A 17,326-nucleotide genomic window follows, 5' to 3' on the forward strand; every position below is an offset into this window, starting at 1 on the left:
CTATTTCCTTTCCGTGCCGAGCGAGACGGCGGCGGCGATCAGTGCGAGCACAGTAAAACCTCCCAGCAACGCCGGGAACGATCCGGTCCCGAGGTAGGCGGTGCTCGCGCCCGCGACGCCGAGCGCCGCGCACAACTGGGCGTTGGTGTTGATGACCCCGGAGAGATCCGCGGCGCGGTCCGGACGGGCGGTCGAGGTGAGGCGGCCGATCAGCGAGTTCGCGCTGATCCCGAGACCGAACCCGCCAAGCCCGAGCAGCGGAACCAACGGCGGCCCGGGACGACCGGCGGCGAGCAGATGGACGCACAGCGCGCCGTAGGCGGCGGCCAGGAGGAGACAGCCAGCCGTCGGCGCGAATTTCCGCCAGCGGGCCGGAAAACGGGGGAGCAGCAGCCCGGCCACCCCGAAGGCAGCGACCCAGGAAACCATGGCCAGCCCGGCCTCGGCGGCGCCCGCGCCGAGGCCCTGTTGGAGGTATAGTGCGAGTACGAAGAGCAGACCGACGTACGTCGCGGTCGTGAGCCCGTGGGCGAGTAATCCCTTGCGCACCACCGGTTCTGCGAAGACATCCGGTGCGAGCAGCGGGCGCTTGCCTTGCGCGGCAGTGGCTTTTCCGAGCCGCACGAACCAGACGAACACGGCGGCGCTCGCGGCGAGGCACAGCCACATCCACGCTGGCCAGCCGTGTTCGCGTCCGAGCACCAGCGGCACGATCGCCAGCAGCACCGCGGTCGACAGCACGGCCGCGCCCCGCAAATCCAGCCCGCCCCGCTCGGCCCGGCTGTCGGCAGGCAACGCCCTGCGCGCGGCCAGCAGAAGCGCGATGCCGACCGGGACGTTGATCAGGAACACCGACCGCCAGCCGGTGCCGAACACGTCAGCCGAGATGAGGAGGCCGCCGAGCACCTGCCCAGCGACCGCGCCGCCGGACAGCGCGACCGCGTAATACCCGAGCGCGCGGCCCCGGCCGGTGCCGGTGAAGTGCGCCTGGATGCCGCTGAGGACCTGCGGCACCATCAGTGCCCCGGCCGCACCCTGCGCGAACCGCGCGACGATCAGCCAGCCGATCCCCGGAGCGACCCCGCAAGCCAGCGACGCGGCGGTGAACCCGGCCAGCCCGGCGAGGAAGATCCGGCGGTGGCCGTGCGTCGCGCCGAGGCGTGCGCCGGGGACGAGCAGCACGGCGTAGGCGATGAGATAACCCGAGACGACGAGGGTCACCGGACCTTCGCCGGTGCCGAACCCGGTCCGGATCGACGGCGCGGCGAGGTTGGCGACCGCACCGTCCACATTGGCCATGAACTGGCCGGAGAGCAGGACGGCGAGCAGCATCTCCCGCCGCGGAAGGTGTTTGTGCGGGGAGAGTTCGACAGCCACGAGCCGAGCCTGCCCGGGGCCGGGCGGCTGCGCTGGCGGATTCCGGACACGGCTGTCGATCTTTGCGGGTGGCCGGGGTTGAGGGGATCGCGGTGGCGGGCCGGGCGCGATGCCAGGGATTCAAGGCTGCGTCGCGAATTGCTCGTTTGACCACCGCCGAAGGTCCGTGAAGGGCACCCTGAGGGAATCAGAGTCTGTGAAGGTTCCCCTCACGGACGACCGCACCCCCGCACCTGCCCCCGGAGCCGCGCCGGTCTCTTCGGCCTGGGCAGACGAGCCTCAACCGCACCCGCAGCGTCGCCCCGGCTCCCTGGCATTGCGGGCCGGGCGTGTTCGGGGTGCCGGGTGCCGCTGCAGATCTCTGGGCGGGCCCTCCCACGCTCGGCGGCCGGTCAGGTCCGCTCGCGGTTCCGGGCCCGGTGGTTGGCGACGCTGACCCGGTTGCCGCACAGTTCCGGCATGCAGTAACGCCGCCGTCCCGCGCGGCTGGTGTCGACGAACACCCCGTCGCAATCCGGTGCGGCGCAAGGGCGGAACCGGTCGTGCCCGAGCGTCTGCAGCGCACCGAGCAGGCCAGTCCCGAGCACTACAGCCAGTTCGTCGGCGAGCGACGCGCCCGCCGCGGTCTCGACGTGCCAATGCCAGCGGCCGTCGCCGTCGCGGTGCAGCCGGGGCCCGGTGCCCGCCCGGGCGACCAGTTCCCCGGCGCGGCGGGCGGCTTCGTCCTCGTCCGACTCCAGGATCACCCGGATCTCGTCGCGGAGAGCGTGTACCTGAGCCAGATCATGAGCGCTTCGGGCCGCCTCGGGAAGGAGGCCGCGCTCGGTGAGAAACCGTTCCAGTGCTGCGGAATCCGGGAGCGCGTCACCGCCGCTGCGCACCCGGGGAGACGTGTTGACCAGGTCGGTCGCCGCGCCAGCCCCGGCCACGTAACCCTTAAAAGGTATCTTCACGCCTTACTCCCCTGTTAGGGTAACCCTTGCAAGGTCACTTTACCCCTTACTGAGGAGGGTTATGCGCACGCACGAGACCTGGCTGCTGACCGACCGGACCCGGGTGTCCGGCGGAGAGGTCGCGACCGGGGTCTTCGGCGAAGGCCCGCCGGTCGTCTTGACGCACGGGACCCCGGCGTCGTCCTATCTGTGGCGCGAGGTGGTCCCGATGCTGGCTCGCCGGCACACCGTGTACGTCTGGGACCTGCTCGGTTTCGGCGATTCCCGGCCCGGTCCGGGCGTCGCGCCGTCGATCGCCCGGCAGGCCGCGACGCTCGCGGAACTGGTGGCGCACTGGGGGCTGGAGGACCCGGCGCTGGTCGGCCACGACATCGGGGGCGGGATCGTGCTGCGGGCGCATCTGCTCGAGCAGGTGCCCGCCCGCCGGCTGGCGCTGGTCGACGCGGCTGTCCTCGGGCCGTGGAACACGCCGTTCACCGAGCACATGCAGCAGCACGCGGACGCCTATCGCACGATGCCGCAGCACGTTTTCGCCGACATCATCGCGCCGCGCATGCACACCGCGACTCACCGCGCCATGTCCGACGAGGCGGCCGCCGCCTACCTCGCGCCGTGGGCCGGACCCGAGGGGCAGCGGCGCTGGGTCGACCAGGTCGCCGCCGTCCATTTCGGCGACCTGCGCGAGGTGACGGACCGGCTCGGCCGGATCGTCGCGCCGACGCTGGTGCTCTGGGGCGAACGCGACGAGTGGCTCGATCTGGCCACCGGCGACCGGCTCGCGGCGGCTATTCCCGGTGCGCGGCGGGAGAATATCGCTGGTGCGGGGCATTTCGCGCCCGAGGACAATCCCGGCGACACCGCGGAGGCGCTGCTGCGGTTCTTCGGATGAGCGGTGGCGTTCCCGGCCGGTGGAGGCGTTAGTCCACTTTGGACTTGGCTCAGTCGCCGACGCCGGACGCTTCGAGGGCTTCGGCCGCGGTGCGCAGGGCGGCCTTGCTGGCCTCCGGGTCCGGGTGCGTCGGCGAGAGCGCGAGCGTGGTGACCCCGGCTTCGGCGAGGGCGCGCATCCGGTCGGCGATGCGTTCCTTCGGGCCGAGCAGCGACGTCGAGTCCAGGAATTCGGTCGGGATCGCGGACATCGCGCCCTCGTAGTCCATGGTCAGGTACCGCTCGCGGATCTCGTCGGCGGCGCTCTCGTAGCCCATCCGGGCGACGAGGTCGCGGTAGAAGTTCTTGTCCCGGCTGCCCGCCCCGCCGACGAAACCCGCGACGTACGGGCGGGCGTGGTCGGCCGCGGTCCGCCAGTCGTCGCCGACGGCGAGCGGGACGGTGGTGACCACGTCGAACCCGTCGAGGGTGGCGCCGATTTTCGCGCGGCCGGCGCGGATCCGGTCGAGCGACGCGCCGCCGTGTTCGGGGGAGAAGAACAGGCCGAGCCAGCCGTCGGCGATTTCGCCGGTGAGTTCGAGGTTTTTCGGGCCCAGCGAGGCGAGGTAAAGCGGAATGTGCTCGCGGACCGGCGGCACGGCCAGCGGCAGGGCCTTTCCGGGGCCGCCGGGCAACGGGAGCTGGAAATGCGTGCCCCGGTGACGGACTCGTTCGTAACGGAGAGCTTTGCTGACGATATCGACGTATTCCCGGGTGCGTTCCACCGGTTTCCGGAACCGGACGCCGTACCAGCCCTCGGACACCTGCGGGCCGGAAACGCCCAGCCCGAGCCGGAATCTGCCGTCGGAGAGGTTGTCCAGGGTCGCCGCGGTCATCGCGGTCATGGTGGGGCGGCGCGCCGGGATCTGGAGGATGGCGCTGCCGAGGTCGACGCGTTCGGTCCGCGCGGCGAGCCAGGCCAGAACCGTCGCGGCGTCCGATCCGTAGGCCTCGGCCACCCACACGACGGAATACCCGAGCCGGTCGGCCTCCTTGGCCAGTTCGAGGTTGGTCGAATCGTTTCCGGCGCCCCAATATCCGATGTTTAGTCCTATTTTCATGCCGCTGACGTTACTGTTGGTAATTGACCGGACACCAGTGGCCCGCGCGGCGTTGAGGGGTGCGGATAGGGGTTGCGACAGTCCACAGTGGACTGATGCCTGCCGGGCAGGATCTTGGTCCCATCGGGCGATGCCTCGCGGGGGCGGACGCAGTAGGTTCGGGAGAGGGGGTGTCCAGGGGGTGGGTGCGGTGGGGCAGGACGGGGCTGAGCCGGTGCCGTCGTTGGCGCCGTTGCCGGAGCCGGTTCATCGGGCGGCGGAAGTGTTCCGCGAATGCCTGATCGAGGTCGCGCGGCTGGCCGATGCCGTTCCGCCGGACGGTTCGGCGGACGGGGTGCTCCGGCGCGGGATCCGGCAGGCGCTCGACGGGCGGAGCCAGTTGCCGGAGGAATTGTTCGACGCGCTGCTCCGGGCGGCGGTGCACGACCCGGATCCGAGTTTCAACCGCCAGTTCGTCGAGCCCGCCGTGACCGCGTTCGGGCGGCGGCGGGTGCAGGAAGCGCTCCTGGGCTGTCTGGCCACGGGAACCGATCCGGAGCGGGCCGGGGCCGCCCGGGCCTGGTACTGGGCGGAGCCGCGCCTGGTCTGCCGCGGCGAGGCGCTGGTCGCGACGCCGGAAAGCCAGGCGGAGTACGACGCGCACGCGGATCTGGGCGCGCGATGGAATGCCGCCGCGCTCCGGGAATTCGTTGCCAACGAGGACCTCGACGTGCGCTGTTGCGTTCTTCCCGTGCTGCCGTTGCACCCGTCGGCTCATCCGGGCAGCGCACGCGGCTTGATCGCTGAGGCCGTGCGCGTCGCCCGCACTCATCCCGACGGCTATCTGCGGAGCCGGGTCGAGATCCAGGTGCGATCCGGTGCGGAATAGGCGACACAGGATGTCGTGATTCGCTGGGAGGCTGAGGGGAGCGAACTCTCAGCACTCAAGGAGCATCAGATGGGATCCCAGCTCAACCCGTGTCTCGCCTTCGCCGGGAACGCGCGGCAGGCGATGGAGTTTTACCGGGAAGTCCTCGGCGGCGAGCTGGATCTGGGCACGTACCGCGACTTCGGCTCGACCGAGGCTCCGGATGGGGACGCGGACCAGATCATGCACTCCGTTCTGTCCACGCCGGACGGCTACACGATCATGGCGTGGGACGTCCCGGAAAGGGTTCCGTTCACTCCGGGCACTAACGTCGCGCTTTTTCTCGGCGGTGACGATGCCGTGCTTCGGGACTATTTCGAGAAACTGTCCGTCGGCGGCACCGTGACCTTGCCTCTCGCGAAACAGTCGTGGGGAGACGAGGCCGGCTCCCTTGTGGACAAATTCGGGATCACCTGGATGGTGAACCTCTCCGGGCGGCGATGAGGCGGTCCGGCAGGAGCTGGGCCGCGAGCGCGCGTGCGGTGGCGGTGAGCGTGGTCTGGTCCAGTCCGGTCCGGCTCATGAACACGAGTCCCTGTTGCGCGGCAAGGAGAGCCCGCGCCACCGCGATCGGATCCGCCTCGGCGGGCAGGTCGCCCTCGCGCTGGGCGCGCGCGACGCACTCGCCGATCAGCGCGGTCGACTTCTCGTAGGCGCGATGGGCGTGCTCGAGGACCTCCGGATCGGCGTTGCCGAGTTCGCTGGTGCTGTTGGCCAGCAGGCAGCCGCGCCGCGGGTCGGCGGAGTCGATCGGGGCTTCGAGGAGCATGCGCAGCGCGTCCAGGGCTCGCGGCGGCTCGGTGAGGGCTTGCTGGAGGGCGGCATGGCTGTCGTCGGTGTAGCTGTGCAGCGCGCGGAGGAAAAGCTGATGCTTGTCGCCGAACGCCGCGTACAGGCTGCCTTTGCCGAGGCCGCTGACGCGCATCAGGTCTTCCAGCGAGGTCGCGGCGTAGCCGGCGTCCCAGAACTGGTCGCGGACGGCGTGCAGCACCTGCTTCTCGTCGAACGTACGCGGACGTGCCATGCGGACAGGATACGAGTTCTTGACCGTTCGGTCCAGCATGCTTATGGTGGACCGAGCGGTCAAGAACTCCGCAGTGCATCGAGGGAAGCGGGAAACACATGGGAAAGCTGGACGGCAAAGTGGCGATCGTGACCGGCGGGTCGCGGGGGATCGGGGCGGCGTCGGCGCTGGCGCTGGCCGACGAAGGGGCGGACGTCGCGATCAGCTACTCGTCCTCGGCGGACCAGGCCAAGGCCGTGGTCGCCGAGATCGAGGCGAAGGGGGTGCGGGCGGCGGCTTTCCGGGCGGACCAGTCGGACGCGGCGCAGGCGGCGGGCCTGATCCACCGCGTGGCCGAGGAGTTCGGGAGGCTGGACATCCTGGTCAACAACGCGGGCGTCACGGTCGGCGGGCCGATCGACAGCGAAGCGGCTGATGAGGCTGCTCTCGATCGTCAGCTCGCCGTCAATTACGCGAGTGTGGTGGCTGCGATCCGGGCGGCGGTCCCGTTGCTGCCTGACGGCGGGCGGATCATCAGCGTCAGCTCGGGGGTGGGGACGCGGGTGGGCTTTCCCGGGATGGCGGACTACGCGGGCACTAAGTCGGCGCTGGAGGGCTACAGCCGGGGCGCGGCGCGGGATCTGGCTCATCGGGGCATTACGGTCAATATCGTCCAGTCGGGGTTTGTGGACACCGAGATGAATCCTGCCGACAGCCCGGCCGCGGCGATGTTTCTGCCGACGACCGCGATGGGGCGGTATGGCAGGCCGGAGGAAATCGCTGCGGGGGTGGCGTTTCTGGCCAGTCCGCAGGCTTCCTATGTGACCGGTGCGGTGTTGCGGATTGACGGCGGGTACGGCGCGTAGTCTGTCCGGCGTATTCCTCTCCGAATTTTCTCCTATTTTTCTCCGATAGCCCCCAGCGGCACAATATCGCGCCATACTCGAAAGCGAATCCGGGGAATCAATCGAGTGCGACGCGAGTCGAGGGGGCTGTCATGTCTGAATGGATTCTGGCGTTCGACGCGGGATGCGGAACCTGTGCCGGAATTGCCGATCGGATCAGTGCCGAGGCCGGTGACCGGCTGACGGTCGCGGGGCTGGGCGAGGACCGGATCGGGGCGCTCCGGCAGCAGGCGCTGGGTGATCATCCGCCGTTCGCGCCGACGTTGCTGCTGGTCGACGGGGACCGGGTGCGCGGCTGGACCGGACCGGCCCTGTCGCTCCGGCTGGCGCGCGTGCTCGGACCGGCCCGGTCCATCGCGGTGGTGCGGGCGCTGAACCAGGCCGACCTGACCGTGCACGGCGATCGCCGCCGGTTCCTGAAGCTGGTGCCGGCCGCGGCGCTCGGGGCGTTCGTGCTCACCGGCGGCGCGGCCGGGACGGCGATGGCCGGGCCCGGCCGCCGGATGACCCAGGCGGAGGCCCGGGAACTGGTGGCCCGGCTCGATCCGGTGCCCACCGGTTACCGGGAGTTCGCCGCGCTGCCGATGGCGATGCGCCGGGTCCTCAGCTGCGACCTGCCTTCGAACGTCACGGCCGGCCTGTGGCGGGCGCATTTCCAGCAGTACCGGCGCGCCAACCCCGGCCTTTCGACGGCGCAAAACGCGGTCCTGGACCGGGCGGTGGCGGCCTTGCCGGTGCTGTTCACGACCGGCCAGCTCGCCGCCGCTGACGTCAGTGCGGTGACGGACCCGCTTTGGGACGAAGCCGTCGCGGCGTTCGGCCGTGCCGAGACGGTCGCCGTGTTCAGCACTCTCGGGCCGCCCGAACCGGCCGCCGGGGCCTACACCATGTGGTGCGACTGCCATAAGGGGCACAGCGGCTGCACCAGCTGCGGTGACGCCGTCGATTGCACCAAGAACTACTGCAACGGCTGCGGCATCCTGTGGAAGGAACTGTGCGACGGGGTCTGCGGAGGCTGACCCCGGACACCAGCGATCAGGGCCGTCCACCTTCAAGGTGGACGGTCTCACCGGTCAGGAATTCCGCCTGCAGCAGCCACAAAACCGCGTCCGTTATGTCGGCGACAGTGCCGGTGCGGCCGACCAGGGTCCGCTCTGCCGCGGTCGCGAGGAAGCCCGGTTTGGCTTCGCCCTTGGCATCCCAGACGCCGGAGTCGATGATGCCCGGCGAAAGGGCGTTGACCCGGACCGGCGCGAGTTCGGCGGCGAGGTGGCGGGCCGCGAACGCCGCCGCGCCGTTGGTCACGCCTGTCACGACGTTCCCGCGCGCCGGACGCCAGCCGACCTGGCCGGAGAACAGCAGCAGCGACCGCCGGATCGTGAAGTGCTTCGCGAGCAGCAACGGGCCGATCACCTTGGCGGTGAAGGCATCGACGGTCTGGTCCCGGTCCAGCTCCCGGATCGGTGCCGCGTGGGGCATGGCGGCGGTGTTGACGACGTGGTCGACTGGTCCGAGTTCGGCGGCCGCGGCGGCGATGGTCGACTCGTCGCGCAGGTCGATGCGGAGTCCGCCGGGCCGGTGGGACGCGACGTGCACGTGGGCGCCCTCGGCGGTCGCGGCTGCTGCGATCGCCGTGCCCAGGTGCCGTCCGCCCAGCACCAGCACTGTCTGCCCGGTCAGCCGGTCGTTCATGGTCCTTCTCCGTTCCGTAGGGTGCGGAAGCAGGCTATGGAAAAGTAACCAGGTACTTCAACGTAACTGGAACCGGAGGAATCGCCGTGGGCTACAACGTCATGTCCGCCACCTGCCCGTCCCGGGTGGTGCTGCACCGGATCGGGGCGCGGTGGACGGTCTTCGTCGTCAACGCGCTGGAGGACGGTCCGCTGCGGTTCACCGTCCTGGCGGAGAAAATCCAGGGCGTCACCCCGAAGGTCCTCACCGAGACGTTGCGCGCGATGGAGGAGGACGGCCTGCTCGCGCGCGTCGAGTACGCGGAACAGCCGCCGCGCGTCGAGTACGGGCTCACCGGCCTCGGCCGGTCGTTGCTGGTGCCGTTGCGGGCGGTGCGGGAGTGGGCGGAGACGCATGTCCCGGAGATTCTCGAAGCCCGGGAGCGGGCGCGGCGCGGCTGACCGGCGAAGACCACGCGGCTGGCCGATGAATTCGGACCGGGCGGGCGGTCAAGCTGGGGGCCGGACCGATGACCGCGACCGTTGGAGACTCTGTGAGCCGTCTGCGTTTCGGCGCCTTCCTGGCGCCCTTCCACAAGCCCGGCCAGAACCCGACGCTGGCCCTGCAGCGCGACCTCGAACTGGTGGAGCACCTCGACCGCCTGGGCTACGACGAGGCGTGGATCGGCGAGCACCATTCGGCCGGTTCGGAGATCATCGCGTCGCCGGAGATCTTCATCGCGTCGGCGGCGGAGCGGACCCGGCGGATCAGGCTGGGCACCGGCGTCACGTCGATTTCGTACCACAATCCGCTGTGGGTGGCCGACCGGATGGTGCTGCTGGACCACCTGACCCGCGGCCGCGTGATGCTCGGCTGCGGGCCGGGGTCGCTGCCCACCGATTCGGCGATGATCGGGCTGAACCCCACCGACACGCGCGAGCTGCTCGAAGAGAACCTCGACATCATCATGCGGCTGCTGCGCGGCGAGTCGGTCACGCAGCGGACCCGGACGCACAACCTGGTCGACGCCCAGTTGCAGCTGCGGCCCTACACCGATCCGCATCCCGAGGTGGCCGTCGCGGCGGTCGCGTCGCCGACCGGGCCGCGGATGGCGGGGCAGCACGGGGCCGGGCTGCTGTCCATCGGCGCGACCCTGACCAAGGACGGCTTCGACGCGCTCGCCCACCACTGGAACGTCGTCGAGGAGCGGGCCCGGCACTACGGGCGGCCGGCGCCGGACCGTGCTTCCTGGCGGCTGGTCGGGCTGATGCACGTCGCCGAGACCCGGGAACAGGCGTACCGGGACGTCGAGTACGGCATGCAGCACTGGTTCGAGTATTTCCAGAAGGTCGCGGCGTTCCCGCAGATGGCGGTCGGGGACAGCGCGGACGTGCGGGGGATGATCGACTTCGTCAACGAGGCAGGCATCGGCGCGATCGGGACGGTCGAGGATGCGCGGGCCCAGGTGCAGCGGCTGGTCGAGCAGTCCGGCGGGTTCGGCGCGTTCCTGCTGCTGGGGCACGAGTGGGCTAATCCCGAGGCGACCAAGCGGTCGTACGAACTGCTCGCGCAGCACGTGTTTCCCGAGTTCCAGGGGCAGGCCGAGAGCACGGTGGCGGCCAAGGACCGGGCGGCGCGGTCGCGGCCGGCGCACGCACAGAGTCAGCTGGACGCGGTCGACACTATGACGAAGCGTTACGAGCAGGAGCGGGACAGCTCCAGCTGAGCCGCCCTCGTCGGCATGGGCGGTGTCGTCCGTGAGGGCCACCCTGAGGGAATCAGATTCCGTCAGGGTTCCCCTCACGGACGAGCGGACCCAGACGCATAGGCATAGGGCGGTCATTTCGCCAAGGTTGGCGTCCTTTATGGACAGACGGCAGGCTTGGGCCTGCGGGGCCCTCGCGGGCCTGGAGAGGCTGAGGCGACGCGGCTTGAGCTTCTGGCCTGGGGAATCAGCGCCCCTCACGGACGGCCGGGGGAGATCCGGTACCCGGTCCCGCGCACGGTGTGGATCATCGGCGGCTGCCGGAGTTTGCGGCGCAGCTGGGCGATCTGCACCTCCAGCACGTTGGACGCCGGGTTGACCAGCTCGTCCCAGACCTGCCGGAGCAGTTCGGCGCGCTCGGCGGCGGCCGGGTGGCGTTCCATCAGCAGCCGCAGCACGGCGAACTCGCGGCGGGTCAGGGTGAGCAGCGCGCCTGCCCGGCGGGCCTCGCGGCGGCCCGGGTCCAGCTCCAGGTCGCCGCAGCGCAGCACGGCCGGCACGGCGGGGGCCGGGGTCCGGCGGCACAGGCTCAGCACCCGGCCGACCAGTTCGGCCATGTCGAACGGTTTGACCAGGTAGTCGTCGGCGATGCCGAGCCCGGCGACGACGTCCGCGGGCGTGTCGCGGGCGGTCAGGAACAGCACCGGCACCGGCCAGCCCGCGTGGCGGCGCTCGCGCACGTAGCCCAGTGCGTCACCGGTGGGCAGCATCCGGTCGAAAACCGCGCAGTCGTAGGAATTGACGGCGAGCGCCAGGTCCGCGGCGGGCAGGTCGGCGGCGGTGTCCACGGCGAGGCCCGCGCCGCGCAGCGAAGTGCTTACCGCGAGCAGGAGATCGGTGTCGTCCTCGGTGAGAAGTACCCGCACGGGCGACGAGCGTACCGGCTATCTGGTCGCGGTACGGATGTCTTCCGCGGTGAGCGTGCGCAGTTCGCTCGTTTCGGGCATCCGGCCGAGGCCGCGCAGGCGTTGCGATTGTGCCTTGCGGGCACCCTCGAACGACCGCCGGGCGTCTCGGGCGTTGCCGAAACCCGGGTCGGCGGCGATCCGGGCGAAATGGCTCAGCAGCACCGGTTCGGTGTCCGGGGCGAGCGCGTAGTCGCCGTCCTCGGCCATTCGCCGGACGATCTGCAGCAATTCCGCCGGCGTGTAGTCCTCGAATTCGACGGTTTTCGCGAATCGCGACGCCAGTCCGGGGTTCGCGGCGAGGAATCCGGCCATTTCCCCGGTGTAGCCCGCGACGATCACCGCGACCTCGTCCCGGTGGTCCTCCATCAGCTTGACCAGGGTGTCGATCGCCTCCTGGCCGAAGTCGCCGCCGCCGGCCTGGCGCGAAAGCGTGTACGCCTCGTCGATGAACAGCACCCCGCCTAGGCATTCCTCGAACACCACGGACGTTTTTTCCGCGGTGTGCCCGATGTATTGCCCGACCAGGTCCCGCCGCGACACCTCGCGGAATTGCCCGCCGGAAAGCACGCCGAGTTCCCGCAGCAGCTTGCCGTACGTCCGCGCGACCGTCGTTTTGCCGGTGCCGGGAGCGCCGGTGAAAATCAGATGATGGCTGACCGCGCCGACCGCCAGCCCGGCATTCCGCCGCCATTCGTCGACCTGGATTTCGTCGACCACCGCGCGCACTTCGGCCTTGACCCCGCGCAGGCCGACCATGCCGTCGAGTTGCGCGAGCAGCCCGTCTAGCCCCTCGGCGTCGGCGGTCGCCGGAGCGGGTTCGACCACCGTCGGGACCGCTCCTTCGGCGAGGCCGAGCGCTGGCTCCGCGGTGTTTTCCAACCGGCATGCCTCGACCAGACCGGCGCAGTCGGCGCCGAAGGAGATCCCGGCTCCGGTCACGTCGTGCACGGTGGTCCGCCGGATGGTCGGCACGCTCCGGTGCGCCACCGCGATGCCCGGCCCGGTGGCGCGGGAGATGTCGCAGCCTTCGATCACCGGGCGGGCGTACTGGTAGAGGTACACGCCGAGGTATCCGCAGCCGGCGACGGTGCAGCCGGTCACGGTCGGGTCGGCGCCGAGTCCGATCACCAGCCCGTCCCCGGTGATGTCGCGGATTTCGCAGTTTTCGATCCGTCCGGACGAGCTTTCCACCACCACGCCCTGTTCCGCGCCGCTGATCGTGCAGCGGCTGAGGTGGAACCGGCGGGCGCCGCGCACGCTGACCGCCGGGCCGCCGCTCGCGGTGATCGTGCAGCGTTCCAGGACGAGTTCGGCGGCCTCGGCCTGGACCGCGCTGCCCGCTCCGGCCACCTCGATCCCGTGCAGGGCAAGGAAACCCGTGCGCACGCGCAGTGCCGTCCAGTCCGCGCCGGCCCCGTCGAGCTTGACCGTCGCGCCGGCCGCCGCCCGGAGAGTCAGCTTCCGGCCGACGAGTTCGAACGTCTCCGCGTAGGTGCCGTCGGCGACGGAAATCGTGGCGCCGTCGGGGGCGGCGCGCACCGCGTCGCCGATCGTCGGGCAGGCCCCTTGCTGCCCGGGCGCCACCAGCAGCGTCCGGGGCGCGGCGGCGGCCATCAGCCCGCCCGCTCGCTCAGCCAGCCGCGGTCGGCGGCTTTGGCCCCGGCCTGGAACCGGCTGCGCGCGCCGAGCCGGTTCATGACGTCGGCGACCGTCCGCCGGACCGTGCGCACCGAAATGCCGAGGTTTTCCGCGGCCGCCGCGTCGGTGTAGCCCGCGGACAGCAGTTTCAGCAGTTCTCGTTCCCGCTCAGTGCTTTCTTCGCGGTCGGCGGCGGTCTGGAGCGGAACGGCGGTCGGCCACACGCGCTCGAACAGCTCCACCACCGAGGTGACGACCCCGGGCAGGTGGAACGCCGCCGCGCCGGAGCCCTCGGCGGGCAGGACGACCGCGGTGCCGTCGATGACCAGGGCGTCGAGCGGCACGTGCGGGACGGTCCGCGTCGACGCCCCGGCCAGGCTCAGCGCGGCCAGCCGGGTCGACAGCCGCGGGGCCGTCCGCGCGGCGTCCGGGGCGAGCATGCGGTAGCGCACGCCGCGCCGCAGGTTTTCCTGGTCGCCCGGGCGGACGAGGCCGATCGGGTCCGGGCCGAGGGTGGACTGCGTGCTCATCACGAGGACCTCGAACGAGGCGTGCGCGAGGAGCCGGGCGACAGCGTTGGCCGGGGTGCCCGGGAGCGGGCGGGGCCGTTCGAATGCGAGGGTCATCGCGGGAAGCCTCCGATCGGGTGCGATGCGGTCAGGACGGGAAATGGCTCGTTTTCGGGCGTCATTGCGGGAAACTTCCGATCGGCAGGGACGTGGCCAGTGCCGGGAAATGGCCGCCGTCCAGACGGGAAAGGCGGACTCCGCCCGACGCGAGGCCGCGGGCGAACCGGGCTGCGGTCGCGTCGACGGCCGCCTCGGTCAGTGCGGCGAGGCGCAGCACGGCGGACTGTCCGCCGCCGGTCCGGGCGCTGACGGTGAGCGACACCGCGACCCCGGCGACCGGGGCCAGCAGCCGGGCGATGAGCGTGGCGGCCGTCGGTCCGTCCAGCGCGGCCCAGCCCTCCAGGACGAAACACGCCTGGGAAACCGGGCCGGTGCGCCAAAACCGCCAGTCCTCGCGTAATTCGTCGCGGCCACCGTCCACATGGGCGAGTGCGGTGAGCGCGGCTTCGACGGCGTCCTCGGCGGGCGGGTCAGCCGGGATGCCCGCGCGGCCCAGTGCGCGCCGGATCCGCCGGAGTGCGTTGCGCAGCGCGAGTTCCAGTTCGGCGTCGCCGGGGCGGTCCGCGGAACGGAGTGCGCTCGCGGCGAGCCAGATCCAGGGCCGGGCTCCGGCGTGGAAAGCCACCTGTACGGCGAACTCGGGGTCCTCGCTGGACTGCGGCGGCAGCAGCGTGGCGGGGGCCGGGAACGTCCGTGGGTGCGCCGGGGCGAGCAACGCGGTCAGGCCGTGGGCGTGGCTGATCGCCGAGGTGGTGCCCTGCGCGGTTTCGAAGGGACGCACGGCCGAACCGGGCAGCAGCAAGCCCAGCAGCGCGGTCGCTTTCGCGGCTGAGGCCGGCAGATCGTGCCGCCGCTGCCGGAGAAGGAAGCGGCAGCCGAGCCCGGCCAGTTCGCCGAGCCACTTGCCGTGCACGCGGATCCCGGTCAGCGCCAGCAGGATCGCGGCTCCGGTCGCGGCCGCGGCGAGCACTGGCCACGGCCGGTCCAGCGTCGCCAGCACCGCCACCACGGACAGCTGCCAGCAGACGACCTGCGGCAGCTCGATCCGCACGGCTCGCGGGACCGGGTGGCTCCGCGCGGTCGGGGCCGGAGCGGGCGGCGGCATCGGCGGTGCCGGGCGCGGGGGAGGAGCAGGGGCCGGAGGCGGCGCTGGCACGGCGAAAGTGGGTGGCGGCGCCGGGGTCCGGGCATAGGCGGGCGCGGCGGTGGCGGCTGCGGAGACGACCAGCGTCGGGGCGCCCGTCGCGCGCGGTGCCGGGGCGGGGCGGGAGACCCGCGCCGCCGCCTGGTCACGACTGTCCACAGTGCACTCCCGGGTCGAGGATGGCCGGTTGCTGCCAGCTCGCCGCGAACGGGTGTTTCGCGGGAGCTGCCGCGCTAGGGTGACGGCGTTCCGCCGGGACCGGTCCGGAGAAAGTCACTCGGGCGCCTCCTCGTCGCCGGCGGGCGGGTCCGCCGTGACCCGAATACGACCACCCCGAACATGAGGTTTCGATGACATGACGCGGCAGCGAGTGCTTCTCGTCGAGGACGACGAGAACCTGCGGGCGGCGGTGCGGGCGGAGCTGGCCGCGGCCGGGTTCGAGGTGGCCGAAGCCGCCGACCTGGCCGGTGCCGACGCCCAGCTGGCCGCGGGCGGCTTCGGCTGCGTGGTGTTCGACCGGATGCTCCCGGACGGCGACGCGCTCGACTACGTCCGGCGCCGCCGCCTCGCGGGCTGGGACGGCCGGGTGCTGTTCCTGACCGCCCGCGACCGGGCCGCCGACCGGGTGGCCGGCTTCGCCCACGGCGGGGACGACTACGTGGTCAAGCCGTTCGCGATGGCGGAGCTGACCGCGCGGGTGCGGTCGCTGCACCGGCCGGGCGGGATCCGGCCGCCGGTGCTGCGCGTGGCGGACCTGGAAATCGACTGCGCCCGCCGCGAAACCCGGCGCGGCGGGGTGCTGCTCACGCTGTCCGGAAGGGAGTTCTCGGTGCTCGAATACCTGGCCGTGCACGCGGGGCGGGCGGTGTCGCGCACCGACCTGATCGAACACTGCTGGGACGAAAGCGCCGACCCGATGTCCAACGTGGTCGACGCGGTCGTCACCCGGCTGCGGCGCAAGCTGCGGGAGCCGAACCTGGTCCACGCGGTGCGCGGGCACGGCTACCGGCTCGGCCCGGCGTCGTGAAGCGCACCGCGGCCGGACGGCTGCGCGGCCTGCGCCGGCTGCTCACCCTCGTCTTCACCGGGATCAACGCGGCGGGCCTGATCGTGTTCGCCTGGCTGCTGGTCCACGACGACGAAGAGCGCGGCGACCGGCAGCTGGACGCGGACCTGCAGCGGACGACCGCGGTCGTCGCGCGGCTGCTGCAGTACGACTCGGCCAGCAGCACCCTGGTCACCGGGTTCGTGTCGAAGGACGAGCTGAACGACCAGTGCCCGCAGTTCTACGTGCTGCCCGGCGCGTCCGGGCAGTTCCGGCCGTATTCCAGTGCGCGCCAATGCGTTTCGGCCGACCTGGCGACGCTCGGCGGGTTCGCGGCCGACGCGGCCAGGGACGGGAAGATCGAGTACGGCCAGTTCCGCGGGACCGACGACCGGCGGCTGCGGCTGCGGGCCGAACCCGTGCGCGGCAGGTCCGGGCAGTACATCGGCGCGGTGGTCGCGGTGAACGACGCCCAGCCCGCCTACGAGGCCCATCTCCGCTACACGCTGGCGGTGTTCGGCGGCTGCCTGGTGCTGACCGGCGGGCTGGGCCTGGCCGGGCACTTCATCGCCGGCCGCGCGATCCGGCCCGCGGCGGCGGCGCTGGAACAGCAGGAGATCCTGCTCGCCGAGACCGCGCACGACCTCCGCACCCCGGTGGCCGCGTTGCGCGCGCTGGCCGAAACGTCGCTGCGGCATCCCGAGCAGACCACCGAACTGCTGCCGCGCACTGTCCAGCTGGCCTCGCGGATGGGCGGGATCATCGACAGCCTGCTCGTGCGGGCGCGGCTCGCGGCCGGGGTGGACGAGCTGGCGGTCCAGCCGGTGTGGCTGGACCAGCTGGTGACCGGGCTGGTCGAGGACACCCCGTCGGACGGCGCCAGCGTCACGGTGACCGCCGCGCCGTCGCGGGTGCTGGTCGATCCCGGGCTGGTGCAGCGGGCGATCGGGAACCTGCTGGACAACGCCCTGCGCTACGGCAGGCAGCCGGGGCAGCCGGCGATCGTGCACATCACCGTGGCGGGCGGCCGGGTAGTAGTGGCCGACCACGGGCCCGGGGTCGAGGCTTCGGTCGCGGAGGGATCGCTGGACCGGTTCGCCAGCGGCAGCGGGTCGACCGGGCTCGGGTTGTCGATCGTGCGCTGGGTGGCGCAGGCGCACGGCGGGACGCTGGCGGTGTACAACGCGGAGGAAGGCGGGGCGATTTTCGACCTGTCGCTGCCGGTGGACGGCTCTGGCGGGTGACCGGGGGCGCGGCTGGCCAGGTCGTCCGTGAAGGACTCCTTGCGGGAATCGGATTCCCATGCCAGGGGCTTAAGGCGGCGCTGTGGGTGCGGTTGCGGCTCTGGGCGGGTGCGGGGTTGGGTTGTCCGTGAAGGTGGCCCTCACGGACT

Annotated in this window: 18 protein-coding genes; 9 read left to right on the forward strand and 9 right to left on the reverse strand. The window is 71.6% G+C overall.

Annotation, left to right across the window (positions count from 1 at the left end; genetic code table 11):
- Together ACFSVL_RS09480 and ACFSVL_RS09485 are read right to left on the reverse strand one after the other, a co-directional pair.
- Positions 1 to 1,377: an MFS transporter gene (locus tag ACFSVL_RS09480; protein ID WP_378302510.1), complete on the reverse strand. Its 1,377-nt coding sequence runs from the start codon at positions 1,375 to 1,377 to the stop codon at positions 1 to 3.
- 392 nt (positions 1,378 to 1,769) lie between these two features.
- On the reverse strand, positions 1,770 to 2,330 hold the full coding sequence (locus ACFSVL_RS09485; protein ID WP_378302512.1) for a CGNR zinc finger domain-containing protein: 561 nt from the start codon (positions 2,328 to 2,330) through the stop codon (positions 1,770 to 1,772).
- Between the two features lie 61 nt (positions 2,331 to 2,391).
- Here ACFSVL_RS09485 and ACFSVL_RS09490 point away from each other — a divergent pair, with 61 nt between their 5' ends.
- Positions 2,392 to 3,219 carry an alpha/beta fold hydrolase gene (locus ACFSVL_RS09490; RefSeq protein ID WP_378302514.1) on the forward strand — a complete coding sequence of 276 codons (828 nt, stop codon included), beginning with the start codon at positions 2,392 to 2,394 and terminating at the stop codon, positions 3,217 to 3,219.
- A 49-nt stretch (positions 3,220 to 3,268) separates the two neighbouring features.
- On the opposite strand, the gene ACFSVL_RS09495 is transcribed toward ACFSVL_RS09490, so the two are convergent.
- Positions 3,269 to 4,318 carry an LLM class F420-dependent oxidoreductase gene (locus ACFSVL_RS09495; protein WP_378302516.1) on the reverse strand — a complete coding sequence of 350 codons (1,050 nt, stop codon included), beginning with the start codon at positions 4,316 to 4,318 and terminating at the stop codon, positions 3,269 to 3,271.
- A 190-nt stretch (positions 4,319 to 4,508) separates the two neighbouring features.
- On the opposite strand from ACFSVL_RS09495, the gene ACFSVL_RS09500 reads away from it, so the two are divergent.
- Positions 4,509 to 5,186, forward strand: coding sequence for a hypothetical protein (locus ACFSVL_RS09500; protein WP_378302518.1), 678 nt, complete (start codon positions 4,509 to 4,511; stop codon positions 5,184 to 5,186).
- A 69-nt stretch (positions 5,187 to 5,255) separates the two neighbouring features.
- A complete protein-coding gene (locus ACFSVL_RS09505; RefSeq protein ID WP_378302520.1) occupies positions 5,256 to 5,669 on the forward strand; it encodes a VOC family protein in 414 nt (137 codons plus the stop codon).
- On the opposite strand, the gene ACFSVL_RS09510 is transcribed toward ACFSVL_RS09505, so the two are convergent.
- Entirely contained in the window at positions 5,635 to 6,249 is a 615-nt protein-coding gene (locus tag ACFSVL_RS09510; protein WP_378302522.1) for a TetR/AcrR family transcriptional regulator, read from the reverse strand. The two genes, ACFSVL_RS09505 and ACFSVL_RS09510, sit on opposite strands and share 35 nt — an antisense overlap.
- A 98-nt stretch (positions 6,250 to 6,347) precedes the next feature.
- On the opposite strand from ACFSVL_RS09510, the gene ACFSVL_RS09515 reads away from it, so the two are divergent.
- Together ACFSVL_RS09515 and ACFSVL_RS09520 are read left to right on the forward strand one after the other, a co-directional pair.
- The gene (locus ACFSVL_RS09515; protein ID WP_378302524.1) at positions 6,348 to 7,094 is read left to right on the forward strand and encodes an SDR family NAD(P)-dependent oxidoreductase; all 747 of its coding nucleotides are present in this window, start codon (positions 6,348 to 6,350) and stop codon (positions 7,092 to 7,094) included.
- Positions 7,095 to 7,225: 131 nt separating this feature from the next.
- Complete coding sequence (locus ACFSVL_RS09520; RefSeq protein WP_378302526.1) at positions 7,226 to 8,152, forward strand: bacteriocin fulvocin C-related protein; 927 nt, start codon at positions 7,226 to 7,228, stop codon at positions 8,150 to 8,152.
- Between the two features lie 16 nt (positions 8,153 to 8,168).
- Here the strand turns inward: ACFSVL_RS09520 and ACFSVL_RS09525 are convergent, their stop codons facing one another.
- Entirely contained in the window at positions 8,169 to 8,825 is a 657-nt protein-coding gene (locus ACFSVL_RS09525; protein ID WP_378302528.1) for an SDR family oxidoreductase, read from the reverse strand.
- Positions 8,826 to 8,911: 86 nt separating this feature from the next.
- Here ACFSVL_RS09525 and ACFSVL_RS09530 point away from each other — a divergent pair, with 86 nt between their 5' ends.
- Together ACFSVL_RS09530 and ACFSVL_RS09535 are read left to right on the forward strand one after the other, a co-directional pair.
- A complete protein-coding gene (locus ACFSVL_RS09530) occupies positions 8,912 to 9,265 on the forward strand; it encodes a winged helix-turn-helix transcriptional regulator (protein ID WP_378302530.1) in 354 nt (117 codons plus the stop codon).
- A 92-nt stretch (positions 9,266 to 9,357) separates the two neighbouring features.
- Positions 9,358 to 10,530, forward strand: a complete 1,173-nt coding sequence (locus ACFSVL_RS09535; protein ID WP_378302532.1) for an LLM class flavin-dependent oxidoreductase — start codon at positions 9,358 to 9,360, stop codon at positions 10,528 to 10,530.
- Positions 10,531 to 10,766: 236 nt separating this feature from the next.
- On the opposite strand, the gene ACFSVL_RS09540 is transcribed toward ACFSVL_RS09535, so the two are convergent.
- From ACFSVL_RS09540 to ACFSVL_RS09555, 4 genes are all read right to left on the reverse strand, one after another.
- A complete protein-coding gene (locus ACFSVL_RS09540) occupies positions 10,767 to 11,435 on the reverse strand; it encodes a response regulator transcription factor (RefSeq protein WP_378302533.1) in 669 nt (222 codons plus the stop codon).
- Between the two features lie 18 nt (positions 11,436 to 11,453).
- A complete protein-coding gene (locus tag ACFSVL_RS09545) occupies positions 11,454 to 13,091 on the reverse strand; it encodes a right-handed parallel beta-helix repeat-containing protein (protein ID WP_378302535.1) in 1,638 nt (545 codons plus the stop codon).
- A complete protein-coding gene (locus ACFSVL_RS09550; RefSeq protein WP_378302537.1) occupies positions 13,091 to 13,741 on the reverse strand; it encodes a helix-turn-helix transcriptional regulator in 651 nt (216 codons plus the stop codon). Before ACFSVL_RS09550 ends, ACFSVL_RS09545 begins: the two co-directional genes overlap by 1 nt.
- 61 nt (positions 13,742 to 13,802) lie before the next feature.
- A complete protein-coding gene (locus ACFSVL_RS09555) occupies positions 13,803 to 15,047 on the reverse strand; it encodes a type VII secretion protein EccE (protein ID WP_378302539.1) in 1,245 nt (414 codons plus the stop codon).
- 196 nt (positions 15,048 to 15,243) lie between these two features.
- Here ACFSVL_RS09555 and ACFSVL_RS09560 point away from each other — a divergent pair, with 196 nt between their 5' ends.
- Together ACFSVL_RS09560 and ACFSVL_RS09565 are read left to right on the forward strand one after the other, a co-directional pair.
- On the forward strand, positions 15,244 to 15,915 hold the full coding sequence (locus ACFSVL_RS09560) for a response regulator transcription factor (RefSeq protein ID WP_378302541.1): 672 nt from the start codon (positions 15,244 to 15,246) through the stop codon (positions 15,913 to 15,915).
- Complete coding sequence (locus ACFSVL_RS09565) at positions 15,912 to 17,177, forward strand: sensor histidine kinase (RefSeq protein ID WP_378302543.1); 1,266 nt, start codon at positions 15,912 to 15,914, stop codon at positions 17,175 to 17,177. Before ACFSVL_RS09560 ends, ACFSVL_RS09565 begins: the two co-directional genes overlap by 4 nt.
- Positions 17,178 to 17,326: the final 149 nt, after the last annotated feature.

It is taken from the genome of Amycolatopsis silviterrae (assembly GCF_042684085.1).
GTDB lineage: Bacteria > Actinomycetota > Actinomycetes > Mycobacteriales > Pseudonocardiaceae > Amycolatopsis > Amycolatopsis silviterrae.